Below are 19,770 nucleotides of genomic sequence, written 5' to 3' on the forward strand. Positions count from 1 at the left end.
AGGCGGCTGCGTCAGTGCATGCTGAAGGCCCGGAATCACGAGGGGTGGATTCCGGGCCTTCGGTCGTGGGTGCCGAGATTCAACTTCAGACGCTGCCCCGGCTCAGGTGGTACGGCGTGTCAGCCCGTCAGCTGCTCGCGGAGGCGACCGACGTGGCCCTCGGCGTCGACGTCGTACTCGGCGTAGGTGAGTTTGCCGTCGGCATCGACGGCGAAGGTCGAACGCAGCGTGCCCTCCACCGTGCGGCCCTGGAGAGTCTTCTCACCGAAGGCGCCGTAGGCTTTGGCGGTGGCGTTCTCCGGGTCCGACAGCAGCGGGAAGGACAGGCTTTCGGCTGCGGCGAAGTCGCGGATGGCGTCCTGGTCATCGGGGGAGATGCCCAGCACCTGGTAACCCGCCGACTGCAGCGAGGCCAGGTTGTCGCGGAAGTCGCAGGCTTCGGTCGTGCAGCCAGGGGTGGCCGCCTTGGGGTAGAAGTACACGATCACGTTCTTGCCGGAGTAGTCGGCGAGCGAGACGCTGCGGCCCTCGGCGTCGCTGAGGGTGAAGTCAGGTGCGGTGTCGCCTGCGGTGAGGTGGCGGGTCATGGTCCATCCTTCCTGAGAACGGGGGGCGCGAAGGTGCGGCCGCCGAATATCCACTAGTTGGAAACTTACTTCTATTATACGGATTCTGTTGAGGTGTGTCCGAGAGCGGCGAGAGCGCAGGCGTGGGCGGCGGTGTCTTCGATGAGCGACTCCGCCTCAGCTAACAGGGTCTCCAGCGACGCGGCTCCGGGTGCGATGGAGAACGCCGCGGCCAATCCTGCCTCGCGGCACTCGGCAGGGGAGAGCTTGACGGTTCCGGCCAGCGCGATGACCGGGACCCCCTGCGGGGTGTGGTCCAGCACGGCGTCGACGACCTTGCCGGCCAGCGACTGCGAATCCAGCGATCCCTCACCAGTGAGCACCAGGTCTGCCGGTGCCAGCGCCTCGGCCAGGCCGACCGCCTCGGCGACCAGCTGCGAACCGGGCACTGTCTCCGCGCCCAGCAGGGTGGTCATCGTGACGGGGATGCCCCCGGCGGCACCGAATCCCTCGCGGGTGCACAGCTGCTCGACAGCATCTTCACTGGAGCCGTCGCCGAGGTGGGTGCTGAGCACCTGGGCGAGCTGAGTGAGTCCGGCGTCCAGCGTTTCGATGTCGTCGCTGGTGGCGCCCTTCTGCGGTCCGAAGACAGCGGCGGCGCCGCGCGGCCCGGTGAGCGGATTGTCGACGTCGACGGCGATCCGCCAGCGGACCTGCGAGGCGCGCGGGTGCAGGCCGGATGTGTCGATCTCAGCGATGTTGGCCAGCCCTTGGCCGCCTGCTTCGACCTCCTGTCCGGTCGCGTTGAGGAATCGTGCGCCGAGGGCGCGCAGCAGGCCGGTGCCGCCATCGGTGCTCGCTGAGCCGCCGATGCACAGCAGGATCTCGTCGACCTCGTCGAGCACGCCGGCGGCGATGAGCCCGACACCATAGGTATCTGCGCGCAGCGGCTGCAGGTCGACGTCGGAGACCTGGGGCAGGCCGTTGGCCTGGGCTGCCTCGATGACGGCCGTGCGGCCGTCGGCTGAACGGCCGAAGTGCGCGGTGGCCGGGCGCCCGATGGCGTCGACGACGCTGACCTCCTCGGGTTCGGTGCCCCATGCGGCCAGCAGCGCCTCCAGCGTTCCCTCACCCCCATCGGCGAAGGGCAGCTCGACCACCTCGGCGCCGGAGAAGACCTGCCGGGCGCCGCGGGCCAGGGCCGCGGCGGCCTCAGCGGCCGAAGCGGAGCCCTTGAAGGAATCCGGAACGCAGACGATGTGCGGGTTGGGCATGGTCATCACTGAATCCTTGGCTCAGGGGAGCAGTTCGTAGGCCGGCAGGGTGAGGAAATCACTGTACTCGTCACTGAAGATGAGCCGCTGGATGAGTTCAGCAGCCGGCGCGAAGTGCGCGGCGAAGGCCTGCTCATCGGCGACCTCGCCGCGCAGCTGGTCGACCACCTCGGCGAGCAGGCGCTCGATCATCGCAGCGTCGATCTGCTGACCGGAATCAGCCGCGCTCACCTTGTTGGCGATCTGCTGCCACACCTGGGAGCGGGAGATCTCGGCAGTGGCGGCGTCCTCCATGAGGTTGTGGATGGCCACGGCACCGTTGCCCGAAAGCCAGATCGCGGTGTAGTAGATCGCCACGTACAGGTTGGCGCGCACACCCGCCTCGGCGACGTCACTGGAGGCGCCGGCGATGTTGAGCAGCTGTGCGGCGGTGACATCGACGTCCTCGCGCGTGCGCTCGAGCTGGTTGGGCTTGTCACCGAGCACCGCGTCGAACTCTTCGCGGCAGACGCTGACGAGATCCGGGTGGGCGACCCAGGAGCCGTCGAAGCCGTCGAAGCCGTCGCGGGCCTCCCGGGCCTTGTACTCCCGCACCTTGGCGATCCCCTGTTCGGTGATCTCGGGATGCGTGAGGTTCGGGATGAACGCCGCCATCCCGCCCATCGCGAAGGCGCTAAGGCGGTGGCAGACTTGGACGAGGCGCTCGCTGTAGGCGCGCATGAACGGCTGGGTCATCGACACCTCGGCGCGGTCGGGCATCACGAAGCCCTCACCGGCGTCGCGGAAGTGCTTGATGATCGAGAACAGATAGTCCCAGCGCCCGGCGTTGAGGCCGGAGGCGTGGTCGCGCAGCTCATAGAGGATCTCGTCCATGTGGAAGGCTGCAGGGATCGTCTCGATGAGCACAGTGGCGCGGACGGTGCCATGCGGCAGTCCGAGGCGATTCTCGCTGAAGGTGAAGACGTCGTCCCACAGGCGCGCTTCGAGATAGCGCTCGAGTTTGGGCAGGTAGTAGAACGGGCCGGTGCTGTTCGCGTGGCCGAGGGCTGCGTTGTGGAAGAAGTGCAGTCCGAAGTCGACAAGCGCTGCGATCGCCGGGCGGCCGTCGATCTCGATGTGCTTCTCGTCCAGGTGCCAGCCGCGCGGTCGCACGACGATCGTCGGCAGCTCGGCGTCCTTGCGCAGGCGGTGCTCCCTGCCGTCCGGGGAGGTGAAGCTCAGGGTGCCGCGGGCGGCATCGAAGAGATTGAGCTGGCCTTCGATGACATTGCGCCACTGCGGGGACAGCGCGTCCTCCACGCAGGCCAGCCACACCGAGGCGCCGGAATTGAGGGCGTCGATGGCCATCGTGGCCGGGACCGGGGGACCGACGATCTCCGCGCGGCGGTCGCGGAGTGCGGCTGGGTGCTCTGCAACGGTCCATGCGCTTTCGCGCACCTCGAGGGTTTCGGGAGGGAACTCCATGGCACCTGCTGCCGAAGCTTCCTGCTGGGCGCGGTGCCGAGCATCCAGGCGCTTCTGCCGGGTGCCGGCGAACCGGCGATGCAGCTCAGCGACGAACTCCAGTGCCTCGTCGGTGAGGATCCGCTGCGCGCCGGGCACCTCGCAGGGCTGTGTGATCTCGATGCTCATGGTCTGCGCTCCTCAGGGTGGGGTTCTCATGGGGCTTCCATGCACACTGATAGAGCAGGTATTCGAGATGCGGAAATAAAAGTCCAATGTACGGATAAATGTGAGCGTCGGGTATGTGGCCGTCTGCGGCTTCGCCTACACGACTTACCGCGGCAGCTGATCGCCGCCGCCTCCCCAACCGAACCCCTTTTCAACCCAATCAATTTTTTCCTGACAGGAGACCACTGTGAGCGCAGTACGCCTCGGCAAGAACCAGTTCGGCAGGGCAGAGAATCGCGTCGTTCGCGTCTACCGCGACACCGACCGCCACGAGATCCGCGATCCCAACGTCACCTCCCAGCTGTGGGGCGACTTCACCACCGCCCACACCGAGGGCAACAACGAACACGTCGTGCCGACCGATATGCAGAAGAACACCATCTTCGCCAAGGCGAAGGAAGAGGGCATCACCTCCCCGGAGGACTTCCTCAAGGTGCTCGCCGACAACTTCACCTCGGAGAGTCAAGGGGTCAACCGGCGCGAAGCTCCTCAGCGATCTGGGCGGCAGCGGCCTGCAGTAGCGGAACCGCCCTGTCAGCGAACTTCTGATCCACCCTGCTCGTCGGCCCGGAGACCGAGATCGCCATCGGCGTCGGCGCCTCGGGTACGGCGACCGCGAAGCAGCGCACCCCGAGCTCCTGCTCCTGCTCATCGACGGCATAACCCTGCTGACGAATCCGCTCCAGCTCGGCTTCGAGCGCCTCGACCGTGCCGATGCTGTGCGACGTCGGCGTCGGCATGCCGGCGGCCGCGACGATGCGGCGGACCTGCTCGGCGGGAAGTTCGGCGAGGATCGCCTTGCCCACTCCGGTGTCGTGGGTGTGCGTCCGGCGCCCGACTTCGGTGAACATCCGCATCTGCTGCTGCGAGGGCACCTGGTCTGCATAGACGACCATGTCGCCATCGAGCACCGCGACATTCGCGCTTTCGCTTAGGTTCTGGACGAGGGTGCGCAGGTAGGGGCGGGCGATAGCGCCCAGCTGCTCGCCGGCCAGGTTCCCGAGGCGGATGAGGCCAGGGCCCAGGGCGTAGCCCCGGTCGGGGAGCTGGCGGACGGCGCCGAGGCCGACGAGCGTCTTGAGCAGGCGGTGGATCGTGGGCATGGGCAGGTCGACGGTCGCTCCCAGTCCGCTGAGCGTGGTGTGGCCACCGGCGTCTGCGATGAGGTTCAGCAGGTCAAAGGCGCGCTCGACGGACTGGACGCCGCTCCTGGCGGGGCGGCTGGGCGATGTTTCGTCTGCGTTGCGCGACATGGTGCGAGGTCCCTCCTGGGGAGAAGTGGGCCGAGGTCCCGGTGAGCTGCACGGCGGGGCGGGCCCAGCGTGCCTGGGAAACAGATTGTGAGATAAGTCTATCGGCTGGCCGATTTTTTGAATAGCAGAAGGCGTTGATCGGCATACGGAAACTCATTGATCGACATACGAAGACCCGAACCCTATGGGAGGACCCCCATGGCTGCACCGAGCCCTGGATACTCGATCACACTGCGAGTGTCCGCACCTTCTTCCTGCGCCTCGGCAAAAAGCTCGAAGCAGTGGCAAAGGCGCCGCTGTGCAACCGCGACGACCATGCCGTTGTGCAGGTGCGACGGACCCCGCATACTTCCGCTGTGGAGCATTGCCCTCGTCGCCGCTCGTTCGTCTCACGCTCATGTCTTTGTCAGCCGACGCCTGTAGCCTGAGGAGTGTAGCAGCTCGTTCACCAGCTGACACTTGAGCGCCCGGTCTGCGCCGGCCGGAGCGCCGCAACGCAGATTGCGAGAGACCCGTGAACTCCACAGCACTGAGAGTCGCGATCGTCGGCGGAGGCCCCAAGGGTCTTTTCGCCCTGGAAAGCCTGTCGGCAGCTGTGCGCGATCACCCGGTTGCCGACCGGCCGCACCTCCACGTCGACATCTACGAACAGGACACCCCAGGTGCCGGGCGCATCTGGCGCACCGACCAGCCCAGCTGCTTCGTCCTCAACGTCACCTCGGCGATCGTCAGCGTCTGGCCAGCCTCCCGCAGCGCCGCCAGCAAGGCCCGCAAGTCCTTCTCCGCCTGGGCTGAGGTCCACGCCCCCGAACACCGCCTCGACCCGTTCCCGCCGCGCGCGGCCGTCGGCGCCTACCTTGCCTGGGCGTTCGAGACCGTCATCGCCGAGCTGCCCGAAACGATGACCGTCACCGTCGTGCCCGCACGGGTGCGCCGCCTGTGCCGTGCCGGTGACGGCTGGCAGGTCCACGCCGGGCCCGAGGTACGGGAACCGTATGACGAGGTGCTGCTGGCCACCGGCCACGCCCGCCGCCACAGCCGGGCGCTGACCACCCGCGAGGTCCACGATGAGACCCGCACGCTCAGCCACGACGACTACTCGACCGTCGCCCGCATCTCACCCGGTCAGCGGGTGCTCACCAGCGGGGCGGCGCTGACGTTCATCGACTTCGCGCTCATGGTCACCGAGAACCGCTGCGGGCACTTCGAGCGCAACGTCGTCACCGGCGACCTCATCTACCGCGCCTGCGGAGCAGAGCCGGTGCTGCTGCCGACCTGCCTGTCCGGCCGCTTCTACAACGCCAAACCGCCGAGCATCTACATCCCCGCCGACGGCGGCCAGCAGCAGGCCGACCTCGACGAGCTCACCGGCCACCACGCCGCCGCACTCGCCGAGGACGCGAGCCCCCGCGATGTCGCTGCCGCGCTGCGCCACCTGGCTGCCGACATCCTCATCGGCCGGGCCGGTGCCTGGCAGGAGCCTGCCAGCGCCGAGGTGGTCGCTGCGGTCGACGAGACCGCCGAGTCCGGCTGGGGTCGGGGTCTGGCGACCTCGGCGAAGGCCGCCTTGGAGCGTTCGGTGCTCATCGCCCGCGGGCTGCAGGCCCCCGATGCCGAGTGCGCTCTCGGCCAGGCCTGGACGGGCCTGCTGCCCCGCATCCGCCAGGTGCTGTCCTTCCGCGCCCACGATCCACAGCAGTGGGAGGAGTTCCTGGCGCTGAGCACGAAGCTCATGCGCTTTGCCGAGGGCCCGCCGCTGGTGAACGCCGAGAAGCTGCTCGCCCTCATCCGCGCCGGGGTCATCGACCTGGAGATGATGAGCCCGGGCCCGGGGGAGAAGGACGCGCACATGTTCGGCCACCCGGACCTGCATGTGCTCGCCGTGCTCGCCCCGCCGGGTGCCGTGCATGCCCGCACCGAGGTCATCGACTCGCTCATCGCCGAGGGGATCGTCGCCAAGCCGGCCGTCCAGCGCGGCATCCAGGTCACCGGTTCCCTCCAGCTTGTCGGCCCCGACGGCCAGCCGGTGCCCGGCCTCTCGGCGATCGGCCGGGCGACAGAGGACTGGACGATCGGCAACGACTCCCTCAACCGGGCCGCCCTGCCCGAACCCGAGGTGTGGGCCGCCCGGATCGCCGGCCATCGGCACTGAGACGACCACCGCCTCGGGAACGGGACCACCGCCTCGGGGCTGGGGCCACCACCTCGGGAGCGGATGCGCCAGCGCGGCCGCAGCGGCGGCCAGTAGGATGGAGCGGTGAACTTCTTCACCTTCATCCCCGTCGAACCTGGATGGCCGTTGTGGGTGATCATCGCGCTCATCACCGTCGACTTCGTCATCCGCGTCGTTGCGTTGGGTGCAGTCCCCTACCGCCGCAAACCGTCGGTGGCCCTCGGCTGGCTGCTGGCGATCTTCCTCATCCCCTATATCGGGCTGCTGGCGTTCTGGATGTTCGGATCCTCGAAGCTGCCGCGCAAGCGCCGGGAGATGCAGACGGAGATCAACCGGCTCATCAAGCATGAGACCGGCGGCCAGTCGATCCTCGGCCGCGACGACCACCTGCCCGAGCCGCTGGCCACGGCCGCGCAGCTGAACTACTCGCTCGGTGCCCTGCCGATGGTCCACGGCAATGAGTTCACCCTCGAAGGCGACAACCACCAGTGCATGCTCGATATGGCCCGCGGGGTCGACCAGGCCCAGAAATACGTGCACTTCGAGTTCTACATCGTCGCTATCGACGATGCCTCCCGGCCGCTGCTTGATGCGCTGCTGCGCGCTCACGCCCGCGGGGTGACGGTGCGCATCCTCATCGACCACGTCGGCTCGCTCGGCTACCCCGGCTACTCCGATCTCGTCAAGGAGCTCGACGCCTCGGGAGTGCCGTGGCGGCGCAGCCTGCCGCTGCGGCCGTGGAAGGGCGAATACCAACGCCCGGACCTGCGCAACCACCGCAAGATCCTCGTCATCGACGGTGAGATCGCCTACACCGGCAGCCAGAACGTCATCCACCGCTCGTACAACAAGCGCACGAACCTGCGCAAGGGCTTCGAGTGGAAGGACCTGTCAGTGCGCTGCACCGGCCCGATCGTCGCCGAGCTCAACGCCGTGTTCGCCTCCGACTGGTACTCCGAGACTGAGGTCATCCTGTTCGAGGAGTTCGACACCGAACTCGACCCAGTCCACGAGGGCGGGGCGATGGCTCAGGTGGTGCCCAGCGGCCCGGGCTTCGACCTGGAGAACAACCTGCGGCTGTTCAACCACCTCATCTACAACGCCAATGAGCAGATCGTCATCTGCTCGCCGTACTTCGTACCCGATGAGTCGCTCATGCACGCGCTCGTCACCGAGGCCCACTCCGGGGTCGACGTGCGCATCTACGTCGGGGCCACCAGCGATCACTGGGTGGCGCAGAAGGCACAGGAGTCCTACTACGCCGACCTGCTCGACGCCGGCGTGCAGATCTTCCAGTACCACGAGCCGACCGTGCTGCACTCGAAGTTCCTGCTCATCGACGACGAGGTCACGATCATCGGTTCGTCGAACATGGACGCCAGGTCCTTTGCGATGAATCTCGAGGTCTCGATGTTCATCGTCGACCGCGACTTCACGCAGGCGATGTACGACCTCGAGGCTGCCGACTACCGAACCAACAGCGTCAAGGTCGACCGGCGGGAGTGGATGGAGCGCTCGTTGGGACAGAAGTACTTGGAAAACGTCTGCCGGCTGACGAGCTCGCTGCTGTAAGGGGCGGGTGCGAGCTGGGGCTGGGGGCAGGGCCGGCTCTAGACGCCAGCTTTCCGGCAGTGTGTGCGTTCAGTGCAATATCGAGACGTCTGATTTTTGCAGTCAGCGACTATCAAACCCCCGATTCATAGTCGTTGAGTGCAATATCGACGAGCGCGGATTTTGCACTGAACGCGCTCGGCGCGTGAGGCCAGCTTCTGCCGGGCCCAGCCGCCCGCCATTGGGCCGGCCCCAGAGAGTAGCCGACTCGGGCAACGACCGGCCCTTGTCGGCAGCCACCCAGCCAGCGCCCACCCCAGGCAACGCAAATGCGCGCCGGCATCTGCCGGCGCGCATTCACTACAGCTGGAGTGTCGAGTCAGGAATTAGCGCTTCGGGTTGCCGCCCTCAGACAGCGGATCCTGCGACGGATCGGCGACAGCGTCGTTGAGAACGACCGGATCCTCGACAGCGCCGGCGTTCTTCGCATCCTTCTCAGCCTGCGACGAAGCCTTGTCGGCTGCTTTCTGGGCATCCTTCTCAGCCTTCTTCTGCTGCACATTCGACTTCACGTCGTCGGCCTTGGCCTGTGCGGCACCCGCAGCCGAGGTGGCGGCGGACTGGACCTTGCCGGCAACCTCAGGAGCCTTGTCCTTGACCATCTCGGCGACCTCGGGGGCCTTCTCCTTGACGGTGTCGGTTGCCTGCTGGACGCCCTCCTGGACGCGTGGGTTCTGCCAGAATTCTTCGACCTGGGTCTTGAGGCGCTCGTAGCTCTGGCGGCCGGCGCGCGAACCGAGAACGAAACCGATGCCAATTCCAACGAGCAGAGTCAGACGCTTCTTCATAATCCCCTCCTGTGGGAGTCGATTCCAGCAAGCCACATTGTCTCCCGCGCGGGCGGGTATGACTGGCTGAGGCTGTTACCCACATCATATACCGGCAGGCCGTGCTGTCACGATGCGATTTCCCAGGTGGGATGAGCTGTCCTCACCTGCGGGCGGTCACGGCAGGGGCCGCGGCGCCTCGGGATCGGCTACCGGCTCGTCATCGGTCTCTCCGCGACTGCGCCACAGGGCATGGGCCTTGCGGCGCATGCGGGCCTGGATCCGGGCATCGGAGACGATCCGGCGGGTGTCACGCGGGGGCACCTGGAGGACGTCATCGGCGCGGATCCCGTCGCGCAGCTGGCGGGCGCGTTCGACCTCGGCGTCGAAGTGCACGCCGAACAGCAGCGCCATATTCGACAGCCACACCCAGAACAGCGCGATGAGCACGCCGGCCAGCGAACCGTAGGTCGACTCGAACCCGCCGAACACGACCGCGTAGAGGTAGATGCCAACGCTCAAGAGCACCCAGGCGACCAGCGCGATGAGCGCACCGAGGGACGACAGTGTGACGTGCGCGCGCTTGACGTTGCTCGTGGCGATGTAGAGCAGCGTGGTGATGAGCAGGATGAAGATCGCCGCGAGCGGGAACCGCACCCAAGCCCACACAGCGACGAACTGCTCACCGAGGCCGAAGGGCAGGATGATGCTCGGCGAGCTCACCAGGCTGAGCACCGCAGCGACGGTGAGCAGGATGACGACGATGGTGACGAGATAGGTCTGCAGGCGCTGCTTCCAGGCCGGCCGGCCCTCGGTCATCGCGTAGATCTCGTTGACGGCATGGCCGAAGGCGTTGACGAACTTCGAGGCCGACCACATCGCCACGAGGATGCCGACGACGAAGAACGGCCCACCGGCCGGTGACTTCGCCAGATCCTGCAGCGGCTCCTCCAGCTGCGTAACGTTCTCACCGGCCCCGGCCTGCTGCGCCCAGTTCAGCACCTTCGACACGGTGTCCGGGCCTTCGCCGAAGACGTTGAGGATCGACAGGATCGCGGTGAGTGCCGGCAGCAGGGCGAGCAGGAAGTAGAACGACAGCGTCGCCGCCGTATCGGTGCGCCGGCTGCGGGCGAACGACATGATCGTCCGCTCCCACACATAGCGCCACGCCGCTGGAGACAGGTTCTTCTTCCGGGTCACACTCCGAGTCTACGGCAGGGCACCCTGACCTGCGCAGCAGCTACAGTGACGACCATGCACGTCCTCTGCCTCGACCTCGGCACCAGCACCCTCAAGGCCGCGCTCATCGACACGACCGGCCGCACGCGCGCCTCCGCGCAGACTGCGATCGACACCCGCCACTGCGGTGAGGACGGGCAGCTGACCGGGGCGATCGAGCAGTCGCCGGCCCAGTGGTGGCAGGCCGTCGCCGAGGCGGTGGGCGCCTTGCGCACGGATGGTCACCTGGATGCAGACGGGAGCCTACCGGCTGCCATTGCGCTCACCGGCCAGATGCAGGGCCTCGTGCCCATCACCTCCAGCCCGGCAGGGGCGGAGGGGCTTCCGGTCATCCTCTACTCCGACACCCGCGCCACCGCTGAACTCGCCGAGCTGCGCGCAGCCGATTCCGACTGGGAAGCCAGGCTGCTGACCACACCGGGCCCGGACTGCCTGCCGGCCAAGATCGCCTGGCTCACCGGCCACCACCCAGAAGCTCACATCGACGCGCTGGCTCTCAGCGCGGCCGGGTTCCTCGGATGGAAGCTCACCGGGCGCCTCACCTGCGACCGGCTGAGCGCCTCGACCACCTCGCTCTACGACGCGGCAGCCGATGCCTGGATGCTGCCGCGCCCAATAACCGAATCCCCCGCAGCGGCCTGGCGCCTGCCCGAGCTCGTCGACCCAGGCACCATCGGCACGCTGACCCCGGCAGCCGCCGGACACCTCGGGTTCGGCCCGGAGGCCGCAGGCATCCCGGTCGTCACCGGTCTCGGCGATGCCGGGGCTGCAACCGACGGGATCATCGGCAGCACACCCGGTGCCGCCTACGCCTACCTCGGCACCTCCGGCTGGATCGCCCACATCGACCCGCAGACCCCGCGCCCGCTTGCAGGCTCCACCTCGGACTTCCACCGGCTCGTCCACCCGGCCGGGACGCTGGCGATCGCCGCGATGGTCAACGCCGGCTCCACCCTGACCTGGGGCAGGCGCGTGCTGCTCGGCATCAGCGCCGGAGACGAGCACGCGCCTGCTGCCCACGCCGCTGCCGAGGCGGCGCTGACCGAGGCGCTCGCAGCCGGCCGGTGGCAGGGTCTCACCTGCGATCCCGCGCTCGCCGGTGAGCGCACCCCGGCACTCGGGACCGCGGTCTCGACCGGGGCGCTGACCGGCATCCAGCCGGCCACCACCGCAGCCGACCTCTACGCCGGCCTGGCCGCCGGCATCGCCGCCAACCTCGGACGGCTCTGCGCTGCCCTCGGCACCGACCCTCACGCTCCGCTGCCAGTCACCGGCGGACTGACCGTTTCACCCGGGATCCGGCAGATCCTCGCAACCGTCCTCGACCGGCCGATCGTGCCGGTCGCCGATGCCGATGCCGGGCTGCGCTCGTGTGCGCGGGTGGCATGGGAGGCGCTTGGCATCGAGCACACGATTACCCCGTTCGGTACCACTGCCTGACTGGCCAAGGGCATGCCAAAGGGCAGGTGCCGCGCGGCACCTGCCCTTTCGCATGTGAGCCTGCAGCCAGCCGAGGCCGGCGGCAGGTCACATCACTTGCGTGCGTTGATCGCGTCGGTGGCCTGCGGCAGCACCGAGAAGAGGTCGCCGACCACGCCGAAGTCGGCGAGTTCGAAGATCGGAGCCTCTTCGTCCTTGTTGATCGCGACGATGTTCTTCGAGGTTTGCATGCCGGCCCGGTGCTGGATCGCACCAGAGATGCCGCAGGCGACGTAGAGCTGCGGCGAGACCGTCTTACCGGTCTGGCCGACCTGCGCCGAGTGCGGGTACCAATCGGCATCGACGGCGGCACGCGAGGCGCCGACGGCAGCGCCGAGAGCATCGGCCAGGGCTTCGACCGGGGCGAAGTCGCCGCCGGTGCCGCGACCACCGGAGACCACCGTGGCGGCCTCGGTCAGCTGCGGACGGCCGGAGGCCGGCTTCTCCTCAGTGGCGGTGATGCGGGCGGTCTTGGCGGCATCGCTCGGGGCGAAGCTGACCGACTCGACAGCAGCCGCGCCCTGGGAAGGCTCAGCGGCAACCGAGTTCGGCTTGATCGCGACGATCGGGGTGCCGCGAGTGACCTTCGACTCGACGGTGTAGCCGCCGGCGAACACCGACTGGGTGGCGACAAAGCCCTCAGCCACGCCGACGGCGTCGGTCAGGATGCCTGAACCGGTCTTGATGGCTGCCAGGCCTGCGATCTCCTTGCCCTCAGCACTGGCCGGGACGAGGACACCAGCCGGCTGACGGGTGGAGATGAGCTCGGCGAGCAGCTCGGCCTTCGGGCCGACGAGGAACTCATCGTATGCCGGGTCCGAGGCGACGAGCACCTTCTCGGCGCCGTATTCGCCGAGCTTGGCGGCAGCGGCCTCGCCCTTGGCGGCATCGCCGATGAACAGTGCAGTCGGCTCACCGAGTGCCTTGGCGGCGGTGAGGAGTTCGAAGGTGGACTTGCGCACGTCGCCGTCCACATGGTCTACGAGAACGAGAACTTCAGACATAAGTGTGTATTCGCTTCCTCTGCGTTCAGATAGTGGATCAGACGAGCTTCTTCGAGGCTAGCCACTCGACGAGCTGGTTGCCGCCCTCGCCTTCGTCGGTGATGACCTCACCGGCGGTGCGCGGCGGACGCTCGGTCAGCGTGACGACTTCAGTGGTGGCACCAGCAGTGCCGACCTCGCCGGCGTCGAGGCCGAGCTCTTCGATGTCGTACTCGTCCAGCGGCTTGCGCTTGGCGGCCATGATGCCCTTGAACGACGGGTAGCGTGGCTCGTTGATCTGGTCGGTCACCGACACGAGAGCCGGCAGCGGCACCTCGACGTACTGCGAGGCGGTGTCGCCGTCGCGGCGGATCTTGGCGACTCCGCCGGAGACCTCCAGGTGCGAGGCCTGGGTGGCAGCCGGGCGGCCGAGCAGCTCGGCGACCATGACCGGCACGACCGACATCGCGCCGTCAGTCGAGGACAGGCCGGTGATGATGAGGTCGACCGGGCCCTCTTCCTCCTCGACGACCTTGACGGCGGCGGCCAGAGTCTTGGCGGTGCCGACAGCGCAGGAGGCTTCCAGGCTGTCGTCGCAGATGTGGACGCCCTTGTTCGCGCCCATCTGGAGGGACTTGCGCACAGCGTCGACGGCGTCGTCGGGTCCGACGGTCAGGGCGATGACCTCCGTGCCCTTCTTGTCACCGTCAGCGATCTTGAGAGCTTCTTCAACAGCGTATTCGTCGAGCTCCGACAGCAGGCCGTCGACCGAGCGGTCGACGGTGTTGTCCGACTCGAAGGTACGGTCACCGGCAGCATCCGGGACGTACTTGACAAAAGTGACAATCCGCATGTGGGTAGTTCATCCTTCCTGAGAACCGAGGATCACCCTCGAAACAGGGCGTCGTTTCTCTAACGTTACCAAGTGGCGTCCGTCTCACTTCACAGCGGTGGGGCCGTTCGCCGGGGCCTGGTCCGACTTCCCTGGCCGGTGACGGGCGCCACTGCTGAGGGTGAGCATATCCGACAGTGGGAAGTCCGGTTCGAACGCGGCGACTTATCGATCGTTCAGTGCCAGTATCTCATGTCACATACGTGGTGCCCAAACCTGCCCCTGCCGGCTCGCCCGGCGGATCGGTCACCTGCTGTGATGGCTGTTCATCTGTGATGGCTGGTCATCGGCCTCGAGCAGCAGTCACCGGCCCCGAGGAGGTGGTCACCGGCTGCGCGGAGCCGGTCACGCCGTCTGCCGGGCCCAGGCGGGCGGCCTGCAGCGCCCCAGGCTCAGCCTCCGACCCGCTGGACGATCATTGCCAGGCCCTGTCCGCCGCCGATGCACATCGTCTCCAGCCCGTAGCGTGCCTGCCGGCGGTCCATCTCCCGCAGCAGGGTCGCCAGGATCCGCGCCCCGGTCGCCCCAACGGGGTGGCCGAGTGAGATCCCGGAGCCGTTGACGTTGAGCCGGTCGAAGTCGCCAGTGCCGAAGCCCCATTCGCGGGTGCAGGCCAGCGCCTGGGCGGCGAAGGCCTCATTCAGCTCGATGAGATCAATATCGGCAAGTGTCAGCCCGGCCCGCTCGAGAGCCTGCGCGGTCGCCGGCACCGGGCCGATGCCCATCGTAGCCGGATCCACCCCGGCCACTGCCCACGACACGATCTTGGCCAGCGGTTTGAGCCCGAGCTGCTCGGCCTTCGAGGCGGTGGTGACAAGACAGGCAGCGGCGCCGTCGTTCTGTCCGGAGGCGTTGCCGGCAGTCACGGTCGCGGCCTCATCGAGCTTCGCGCGGATCGGGGTGAGCTTCGCGAGCTTCTCGACACTGGCGTCCGGGCGGATGTGCTCATCGGTGGTGACCTCGTAGGCTGCGGTCTTGCGGGTCGCCGGCATCTGGATCGGCACGATCTCATCGGCAAACCGTCCGGCCTCGGTCGCCGCGGCTGCCCGCCGGTGGGATTCGACGGCGAACGCGTCCTGCTCCTCACGGCTGATCTCATATATGCGGCGCAGATTCTCCGCCGTTTCGATCATCCCGCCGGGCACCGGGTGGTCCTTGCCGCCTGCGGTCACGCGCCCACGGGCGAGGCTGTCCTTGAGATCGATGCCGGGCCCGCGCACACCCCACCGGATCTCCTCGTTGAAGTACGGCGCGCGGCTCATCGACTCGGCCCCGCCGGCGATGACGACCTCAGCACCACCAGTGGCGATCATGCCCATCGCGTCGATGACGGCCTGCAGGCCGGAACCGCAGCGCCGGTCGAGCTGCCGTCCCGGCACGCTCGTCGGCAGTCCGGCATCGAGCGCGACGACGCGGCCGAGGGCGGGCGCTTCCATATGCGGGAAGCACTGGCCGAACACGACATCGTCGATGACGCTCGGGTCGATGCCGGTGCGCTCGACGAGCGCGACGACGACCTGCCGGCCGAGCTCCTGCGGAGGGGTGGTCTTGAACTGGCCGCCGTAGCCTCCGACGGGGGAGCGCAGCGGTTCGCAGATGGCGATGGGCTCGGACACAGGTTCTCCTTCGACGGTGACATGGCTCATAGTAGTCCCCGCCGCGGACACCGGCCCGAGGCGGTTGATGCCTCAGTCGGTCTCGGCGCTTTCCGGAGTGTCTGGGGGAGTGTAGAACCAGCGCTTGAGCAGGAACAGCACGAGCAGCCCGAGGATGACGGCGAGGATGCCGGTGAGGGCTGCATCGAGCGGATCGAATCCGGCCACGGTCATGCCGGGCAGCCCATAGCCGATGACGATGAGACACACGAGGCCGAAACCCAGACTCTGACTGCCGATGAACGGCAGGGCCGCCAGCCTGTCACCTCGGGACCGGAACACAACCGCCACGACGACCGCCGCCACAGCAGCGCCGGCCAGCCACAGCCACCAGGAGGCAGTAACGTCGTCGCCGCGCAATAGGCGTTTGACCACCTCGGCGCCGGCCCCGCACGCGGCGGCGATGCAGACGCTGAGCAGCACCGTCATGAGCTTCGACGGCTGGACGGCAGAGGGCATGCGGGTCGCTCGCTTCCGATCAGGCAGGCGGGGTGTGCTCGGCAGGCTGACAGCCGCAGCCGTGAACCGCCTGCCGGGCGCCAGCACAGACTTGCTACCGTGGCTGTGAGCAACAGCACGGCGAGGGCCGCACCGGCAGGCACGCCGCAGCGGCAGGAGGGCGAGGGGCATGAGCGCACCGCATGAGGACAACCGCACCATCGACCAGGCGTTCGCACGTACCGGCACAGGTCCGCTGGCCGGCATCGTCGTCGCCGACTTCTCCCGCGTGCTCGCCGGCCCCTATGCCACGATGATGCTCGCCGATCTCGGCGCGACCGTCATCAAGGTCGAAAGCCCCGGCGGGGACGACACGCGTGCCTGGAAGCCTCCGGTCCGCGACGACGAGGCCACCTACTACCTGTCGGCCAATCGCAACAAGTTCGACGTCGTCCTCGACTTCAAGGACCCTGACGACCTTGCGCTCGCCCACGAACTCGCCCGCCGCGCCGATGTGCTCGTCGAGAACTTCAAGCCCGGCGGGCTTGCGAAGTACGGCCTCGACTACGACGCCGTCGTGCGGACCAACCCGGCGGTCATCTACGCCTCGGTCACCGGCTTCGGCCCGCAGAACCCGCAGCCCGGCTACGACCTTCTCGTCCAGGGGCTCTCGGGCTTCATGAGCCTCACCGGCGAAGCCGACGGCAAGCCGTATCGAGCCGGGGTGGCGATCTTTGACGTCATCACCGGCCTGCACACCACCATCGGCATCCTCGCCGCGCTGCGCCATCGCAGCCAGACCGGTGAGGGCCAGAAGGTCGACACAAACCTGCTGTCCTCAGCCCTCTCAGGCCTGGCGAACCAGACGAGCGCCTATGTCGCCGGCGGGGTCGTGCCGCACCGCATGGGCAACGAGCACCCGAGCCTGTACCCGTACCAGCCGATGCCCACCGGCGATGGTGAGCTCATCGTCGCCGTCGGCAACAACCGGCAGTTCGAGATCCTGTGCACCGTCATCGACCGCCGCGAGCTGCTCGACGACCCGCGGTTTGCCCACAACGCTGACCGCAACCACAATCGGCGTGAGCTCGAGCCGCTTCTCATCGAAGCGCTGTCAGCGAAGTCGGCGCAGGAGTGGTTCACGCTGCTCAGTGACGCCGGTCTGCCGTGCGCGCCGATCAACACGATCGAACAGGGCGTCCAGCTCGCCGCCGAGCTCGGTCTCGAGCCCGTCGTCAACGCCGGCTCCGGCGACCGTGTCATCCCGACGGTGAAGAACCCGATCACGCTTTCGGCCACCCCGGTCAGCTACGACCTCGCCCCGCCGGCCCTCGGCGCCGACTCCGAGGCCATCCGCGCCTGGCTGCAGCATCCAGCCGACCGGCAGGCAGACTCTCAGTAACACGCTCACCGGCCCACCGCCTCGGGCACGGACCGTTCCCGAGGCGGGGGGCCGGTGGCCTACTCGCACGCATGGGCGGGGCGGCCGGTTTGGTGTCGCGGACGTGACAGTGTGCGCACATGACAGCGGCACCCTGCCGGGATCCGATGCAGGTGCACCGTCACCTGGAAGGGTGCCGTGTTCTGATCGCTCACCCGATCGCTGACTGCTCAGCCGGCCGGGCGGTCGGGGTGGTGCTGAAGCTCAGCAGGTACAGCTCAGCGCAGCGGGCGTCCGTCCGCGTCGGGACCCGGGCCGTCAACCCCGCGTCCGTCCACGCCGCGTCCATCGACGCCGCGTCCGGCAGCATCGCGGCCTTCAGCGCCGTCAATGTCGATCTGCTCCTTGCGGACCTCACCGCCGACGGTCTCCTTGTCCTCGACGACGCGCTTGCCGACGTTGACCTTCTCCGTTGCCACGGTCTCCTTGTCGACAACCGGGCGCTCCTCGCGCAACGTCACCGTCTCATCGACAGCACCGCGATCGGCGTCGATTCCGCCGCCCTTGCGGGCTTCGGGGGAGTTCGGGTCGATCGACTCGCGCTCGACGACGAGCTCCTCGCGCTGCACCGGAACCTCAACCTGCTGGTTCTCGGTGACGACGTGCTTGCGCAGGCGCACCTTGCCGGTCTCGACCTGCTCCTTGCCGACGTTGAGGCGCTCCTCATGGGCGACGACCTGCTGCTGGTCACCAGCAGCAGCACGGTCGTGGTCGCGCACGCCGTCACGATCGAGATCGTGCTTGCCGTGGCGATCATGGTCGCGGTCGTGTCCGGCTGCACCGGCGACTCCACCGGCAGCGCCGGCCACACCGGCGTCACGGACGCCGTCGCGGTCGGCATCATGCTTGCCGTGGCGGTCGTGGTCGCGCACGCCATCGCGGTCGCGGTCACGGCCGGTGCCGGAATCGAGCTGGTAGTAGCGGAAGATCTCTTCCTCTTCCTCCGGCGTCAGGCTGCCGTCAGCGGCGATGTTCGGTGCGTCCTTGACGAAGGACTTCTCGAACGGGGCGACGAGGTTGTCGCCGTCACGCGTGACGCTCTGGTACGGAACGAAGGTCTCGTTCATGCCGAAGAGACCGGTGTTGACGGTCACGAATGCTGGTTCATTGGTCTGGTCATCGAGGTAGACCTCCCCGATGCTGCCGATTTTGCTTCCGGTCTGATCGTAGAGATCGGATCCGCGAAGTCGGTCGATGTCGATGTTTTCCATGCTGAACTCCTGTGTTGTGACGTTTCACCGTCGAGGAACCCTTCCCCAACGGGTGGTGCCTGTCAGCACTGAAGTGCTGTATCCGGAGTGACATCGGATGAGTTCACGCTAACACCTCACTCACCTCGGCAACAGTCCTTGTTCCTTAGCGCTCCCTCAGACTTTCAACCGGCAGGGCTCCTTGCGGCGGGGCTCCGGCGGTCTGCAGCCGCAATCGGCAAGAATGGAATGGTGACTGACAAGCATGACCGCACCGACCGGCTGCGCTATTCCGACGACCCGCTCATCCGCGAGGCGCCCGAATTCGTGCAGCGCCATGAACGCCTGCTGCCGGGCTGGAAGCTGCTCGGGAAGATCGGCCAGGTCCTCGGCCGCTGGTTCTGCCCCTACACCGCGCTCATCCTCTTCACCAGCATCGGCCTGGGCATCATGCTCGGCTGCGTGGCCATCGCCGAAGAGATCTACGAAAGCCTTGACAACCCGCGCGACGGCATCACGGCCCTCGACCGGCCGATCCTGCACAGGATGCAGGAGCTGCGCACACCGGCACTCAACCGCGCGGTCACCGTCTTCACCAACCTCGGCGACATCGTCGGCATGACCGTCATCGCGCTCATCATCACCGGCATCCTCACGATCGTCTACCGGCGCCGCACACCGCTGCTGCTCATGCTCATCACCGCCCTGGGCTCGGTCGCGTTCACAGTGCTCGGCAAGAACCTCATCGGCCGTCCGCGCCCGGCCCGCGCCGACGCCGTTCCCCCGTATGAGGGCGGGTTCTCCTTTCCCAGCGGCCACTCGCTCAACTCCCTGGCGCTGTACGGCATGATCGCCTACCTGGTGCTCATCCTCATCCGCCAGTGGTGGCTGAAGATCCTCATCGTCCTCGGCTGCCTGGCCTTCGCCGCCTGCATGGGGCTCAGCCGCATCTATCTCGGCCAGCACTGGACGACCGATGTGCTCACCGCCTGGCTCGTCGCGATCGCCTGGATCACCGTCGTCATCACCGGCCACCGCATCTTCCTCGCCGTCGCAGCCGCCCGCAGTCGCCGGCAGCCTGGTGCCGACGGCCGCGCCGCTGGCTGAGATGCCCGTGCTCGCCTCTCACCGCTGCCGA

The 19,770-nt window shown here is 67.6% G+C and carries 16 protein-coding genes and 1 pseudogene; 6 read left to right on the forward strand and 11 right to left on the reverse strand.

Translation table 11 applies throughout. The annotated features are described in order from the left end of the window. Positions 1-119: 119 nt before the first annotated feature. From bcp to aceB, 3 genes are all read right to left on the reverse strand, one after another. The gene (gene bcp / locus M3C25_RS08150; RefSeq protein WP_259800191.1) at positions 120-587 is read right to left on the reverse strand and encodes a thioredoxin-dependent thiol peroxidase; all 468 of its coding nucleotides are present in this window, start codon (positions 585-587) and stop codon (positions 120-122) included. Positions 588-661: 74 nt separating this feature from the next. Beyond that, positions 662-1,840, reverse strand: a complete 1,179-nt coding sequence (locus M3C25_RS08155; RefSeq protein ID WP_420909191.1) for a glycerate kinase — start codon at positions 1,838-1,840, stop codon at positions 662-664. A gap of 21 nt (positions 1,841-1,861) precedes the next feature. Next, positions 1,862-3,472 carry a malate synthase A gene (gene aceB / locus M3C25_RS08160; RefSeq protein ID WP_259846810.1) on the reverse strand — a complete coding sequence of 537 codons (1,611 nt, stop codon included), beginning with the start codon at positions 3,470-3,472 and terminating at the stop codon, positions 1,862-1,864. A 226-nt stretch (positions 3,473-3,698) separates the two neighbouring features. On the opposite strand from aceB, the pseudogene M3C25_RS08165 reads away from it, so the two are divergent. Then, positions 3,699-3,968 (forward strand): annotated as a pseudogene (locus M3C25_RS08165) (factor-independent urate hydroxylase); the annotation flags it as partial. A 13-nt stretch (positions 3,969-3,981) separates the two neighbouring features. Here the strand turns inward: M3C25_RS08165 and M3C25_RS08170 are convergent. Then, complete coding sequence (locus M3C25_RS08170; RefSeq protein WP_259800194.1) at positions 3,982-4,764, reverse strand: IclR family transcriptional regulator; 783 nt, start codon at positions 4,762-4,764, stop codon at positions 3,982-3,984. A gap of 514 nt (positions 4,765-5,278) precedes the next feature. Here M3C25_RS08170 and M3C25_RS08175 point away from each other — a divergent pair. Next, positions 5,279-6,916 (forward strand): FAD/NAD(P)-binding protein, encoded by a 1,638-nt coding sequence (locus M3C25_RS08175; RefSeq protein WP_259800195.1) that lies wholly within the window; start codon positions 5,279-5,281, stop codon positions 6,914-6,916. A 105-nt stretch (positions 6,917-7,021) separates the two neighbouring features. Then, positions 7,022-8,509 carry a cardiolipin synthase gene (cls, locus tag M3C25_RS08180; protein ID WP_259800196.1) on the forward strand — a complete coding sequence of 496 codons (1,488 nt, stop codon included), beginning with the start codon at positions 7,022-7,024 and terminating at the stop codon, positions 8,507-8,509. 365 nt (positions 8,510-8,874) lie between these two features. On the opposite strand, the gene M3C25_RS08185 is transcribed toward cls, so the two are convergent. Then, on the reverse strand, positions 8,875-9,336 hold the full coding sequence (locus M3C25_RS08185; protein WP_170273676.1) for a YtxH domain-containing protein: 462 nt from the start codon (positions 9,334-9,336) through the stop codon (positions 8,875-8,877). 156 nt (positions 9,337-9,492) lie between these two features. Then, positions 9,493-10,515: a YihY/virulence factor BrkB family protein gene (locus tag M3C25_RS08190; protein WP_170273675.1), complete on the reverse strand. Its 1,023-nt coding sequence runs from the start codon at positions 10,513-10,515 to the stop codon at positions 9,493-9,495. 54 nt (positions 10,516-10,569) lie between these two features. Between M3C25_RS08190 and M3C25_RS08195 the strand changes: the two genes are divergently transcribed. Further along, the gene (locus tag M3C25_RS08195) at positions 10,570-11,994 is read left to right on the forward strand and encodes an FGGY family carbohydrate kinase (protein ID WP_259845303.1); all 1,425 of its coding nucleotides are present in this window, start codon (positions 10,570-10,572) and stop codon (positions 11,992-11,994) included. 92 nt (positions 11,995-12,086) lie between these two features. On the opposite strand, the gene M3C25_RS08200 is transcribed toward M3C25_RS08195, so the two are convergent. The 4 genes from M3C25_RS08200 to M3C25_RS08215 all read right to left on the reverse strand — a co-directional run bounded on the left by M3C25_RS08200 (position 12,087) and on the right by M3C25_RS08215 (position 16,022). After that, positions 12,087-13,037: an electron transfer flavoprotein subunit alpha/FixB family protein gene (locus M3C25_RS08200; protein ID WP_170273673.1), complete on the reverse strand. Its 951-nt coding sequence runs from the start codon at positions 13,035-13,037 to the stop codon at positions 12,087-12,089. Positions 13,038-13,074: 37 nt separating this feature from the next. Beyond that, a complete protein-coding gene (locus M3C25_RS08205) occupies positions 13,075-13,869 on the reverse strand; it encodes an electron transfer flavoprotein subunit beta/FixA family protein (RefSeq protein WP_102163073.1) in 795 nt (264 codons plus the stop codon). Between the two features lie 431 nt (positions 13,870-14,300). Next, the gene (locus M3C25_RS08210) at positions 14,301-15,524 is read right to left on the reverse strand and encodes an acetyl-CoA C-acetyltransferase (RefSeq protein ID WP_259845302.1); all 1,224 of its coding nucleotides are present in this window, start codon (positions 15,522-15,524) and stop codon (positions 14,301-14,303) included. Between the two features lie 72 nt (positions 15,525-15,596). Further along, positions 15,597-16,022: a hypothetical protein gene (locus M3C25_RS08215; RefSeq protein WP_259800199.1), complete on the reverse strand. Its 426-nt coding sequence runs from the start codon at positions 16,020-16,022 to the stop codon at positions 15,597-15,599. Positions 16,023-16,191: 169 nt separating this feature from the next. Between M3C25_RS08215 and M3C25_RS08220 the strand changes: the two genes are divergently transcribed. Beyond that, positions 16,192-17,403 (forward strand): CaiB/BaiF CoA transferase family protein, encoded by a 1,212-nt coding sequence (locus M3C25_RS08220; protein ID WP_259845301.1) that lies wholly within the window; start codon positions 16,192-16,194, stop codon positions 17,401-17,403. A 257-nt stretch (positions 17,404-17,660) separates the two neighbouring features. Here M3C25_RS08220 and M3C25_RS08225 read toward each other — a convergent pair whose 3' ends face one another. Next, positions 17,661-18,653: a PRC and DUF2382 domain-containing protein gene (locus tag M3C25_RS08225; protein WP_102163077.1), complete on the reverse strand. Its 993-nt coding sequence runs from the start codon at positions 18,651-18,653 to the stop codon at positions 17,661-17,663. 231 nt (positions 18,654-18,884) lie between these two features. Here M3C25_RS08225 and M3C25_RS08230 point away from each other — a divergent pair, with 231 nt between their 5' ends. After that, the gene (locus M3C25_RS08230) at positions 18,885-19,739 is read left to right on the forward strand and encodes a phosphatase PAP2 family protein (protein WP_259855764.1); all 855 of its coding nucleotides are present in this window, start codon (positions 18,885-18,887) and stop codon (positions 19,737-19,739) included. The last annotated feature ends 31 nt before the right edge of the window (positions 19,740-19,770 follow it).

Origin of the sequence: Brevibacterium luteolum (assembly GCF_025147615.1) — a bacterium.
Lineage (GTDB): Bacteria > Actinomycetota > Actinomycetes > Actinomycetales > Brevibacteriaceae > Brevibacterium > Brevibacterium luteolum.

Bases quoted from the DNA above. Each gene is read 5' to 3' on its own strand.
- bcp (WP_259800191.1), bottom strand. From the start codon at position 587: ATGACCCGCCACCTCACCGCAGGCGACACCGCACCTGACTTCACCCTC.
- M3C25_RS08155 (WP_420909191.1), bottom strand. From the start codon at position 1,840: ATGCCCAACCCGCACATCGTCTGCGTTCCGGATTCCTTCAAGGGCTCC.
- aceB (WP_259846810.1), bottom strand. From the start codon at position 3,472: ATGAGCATCGAGATCACACAGCCCTGCGAGGTGCCCGGCGCGCAGCGG.
- M3C25_RS08170 (WP_259800194.1), bottom strand. From the start codon at position 4,764: ATGTCGCGCAACGCAGACGAAACATCGCCCAGCCGCCCCGCCAGGAGC.
- M3C25_RS08185 (WP_170273676.1), bottom strand. From the start codon at position 9,336: ATGAAGAAGCGTCTGACTCTGCTCGTTGGAATTGGCATCGGTTTCGTT.
- M3C25_RS08195 (WP_259845303.1), top strand. From the start codon at position 10,570: ATGCACGTCCTCTGCCTCGACCTCGGCACCAGCACCCTCAAGGCCGCG.
- M3C25_RS08200 (WP_170273673.1), bottom strand. From the start codon at position 13,037: ATGTCTGAAGTTCTCGTTCTCGTAGACCATGTGGACGGCGACGTGCGC.
- M3C25_RS08205 (WP_102163073.1), bottom strand. From the start codon at position 13,869: ATGCGGATTGTCACTTTTGTCAAGTACGTCCCGGATGCTGCCGGTGAC.
- M3C25_RS08215 (WP_259800199.1), bottom strand. From the start codon at position 16,022: ATGCCCTCTGCCGTCCAGCCGTCGAAGCTCATGACGGTGCTGCTCAGC.
- M3C25_RS08220 (WP_259845301.1), top strand. From the start codon at position 16,192: ATGAGCGCACCGCATGAGGACAACCGCACCATCGACCAGGCGTTCGCA.
- M3C25_RS08225 (WP_102163077.1), bottom strand. From the start codon at position 18,653: ATGGAAAACATCGACATCGACCGACTTCGCGGATCCGATCTCTACGAT.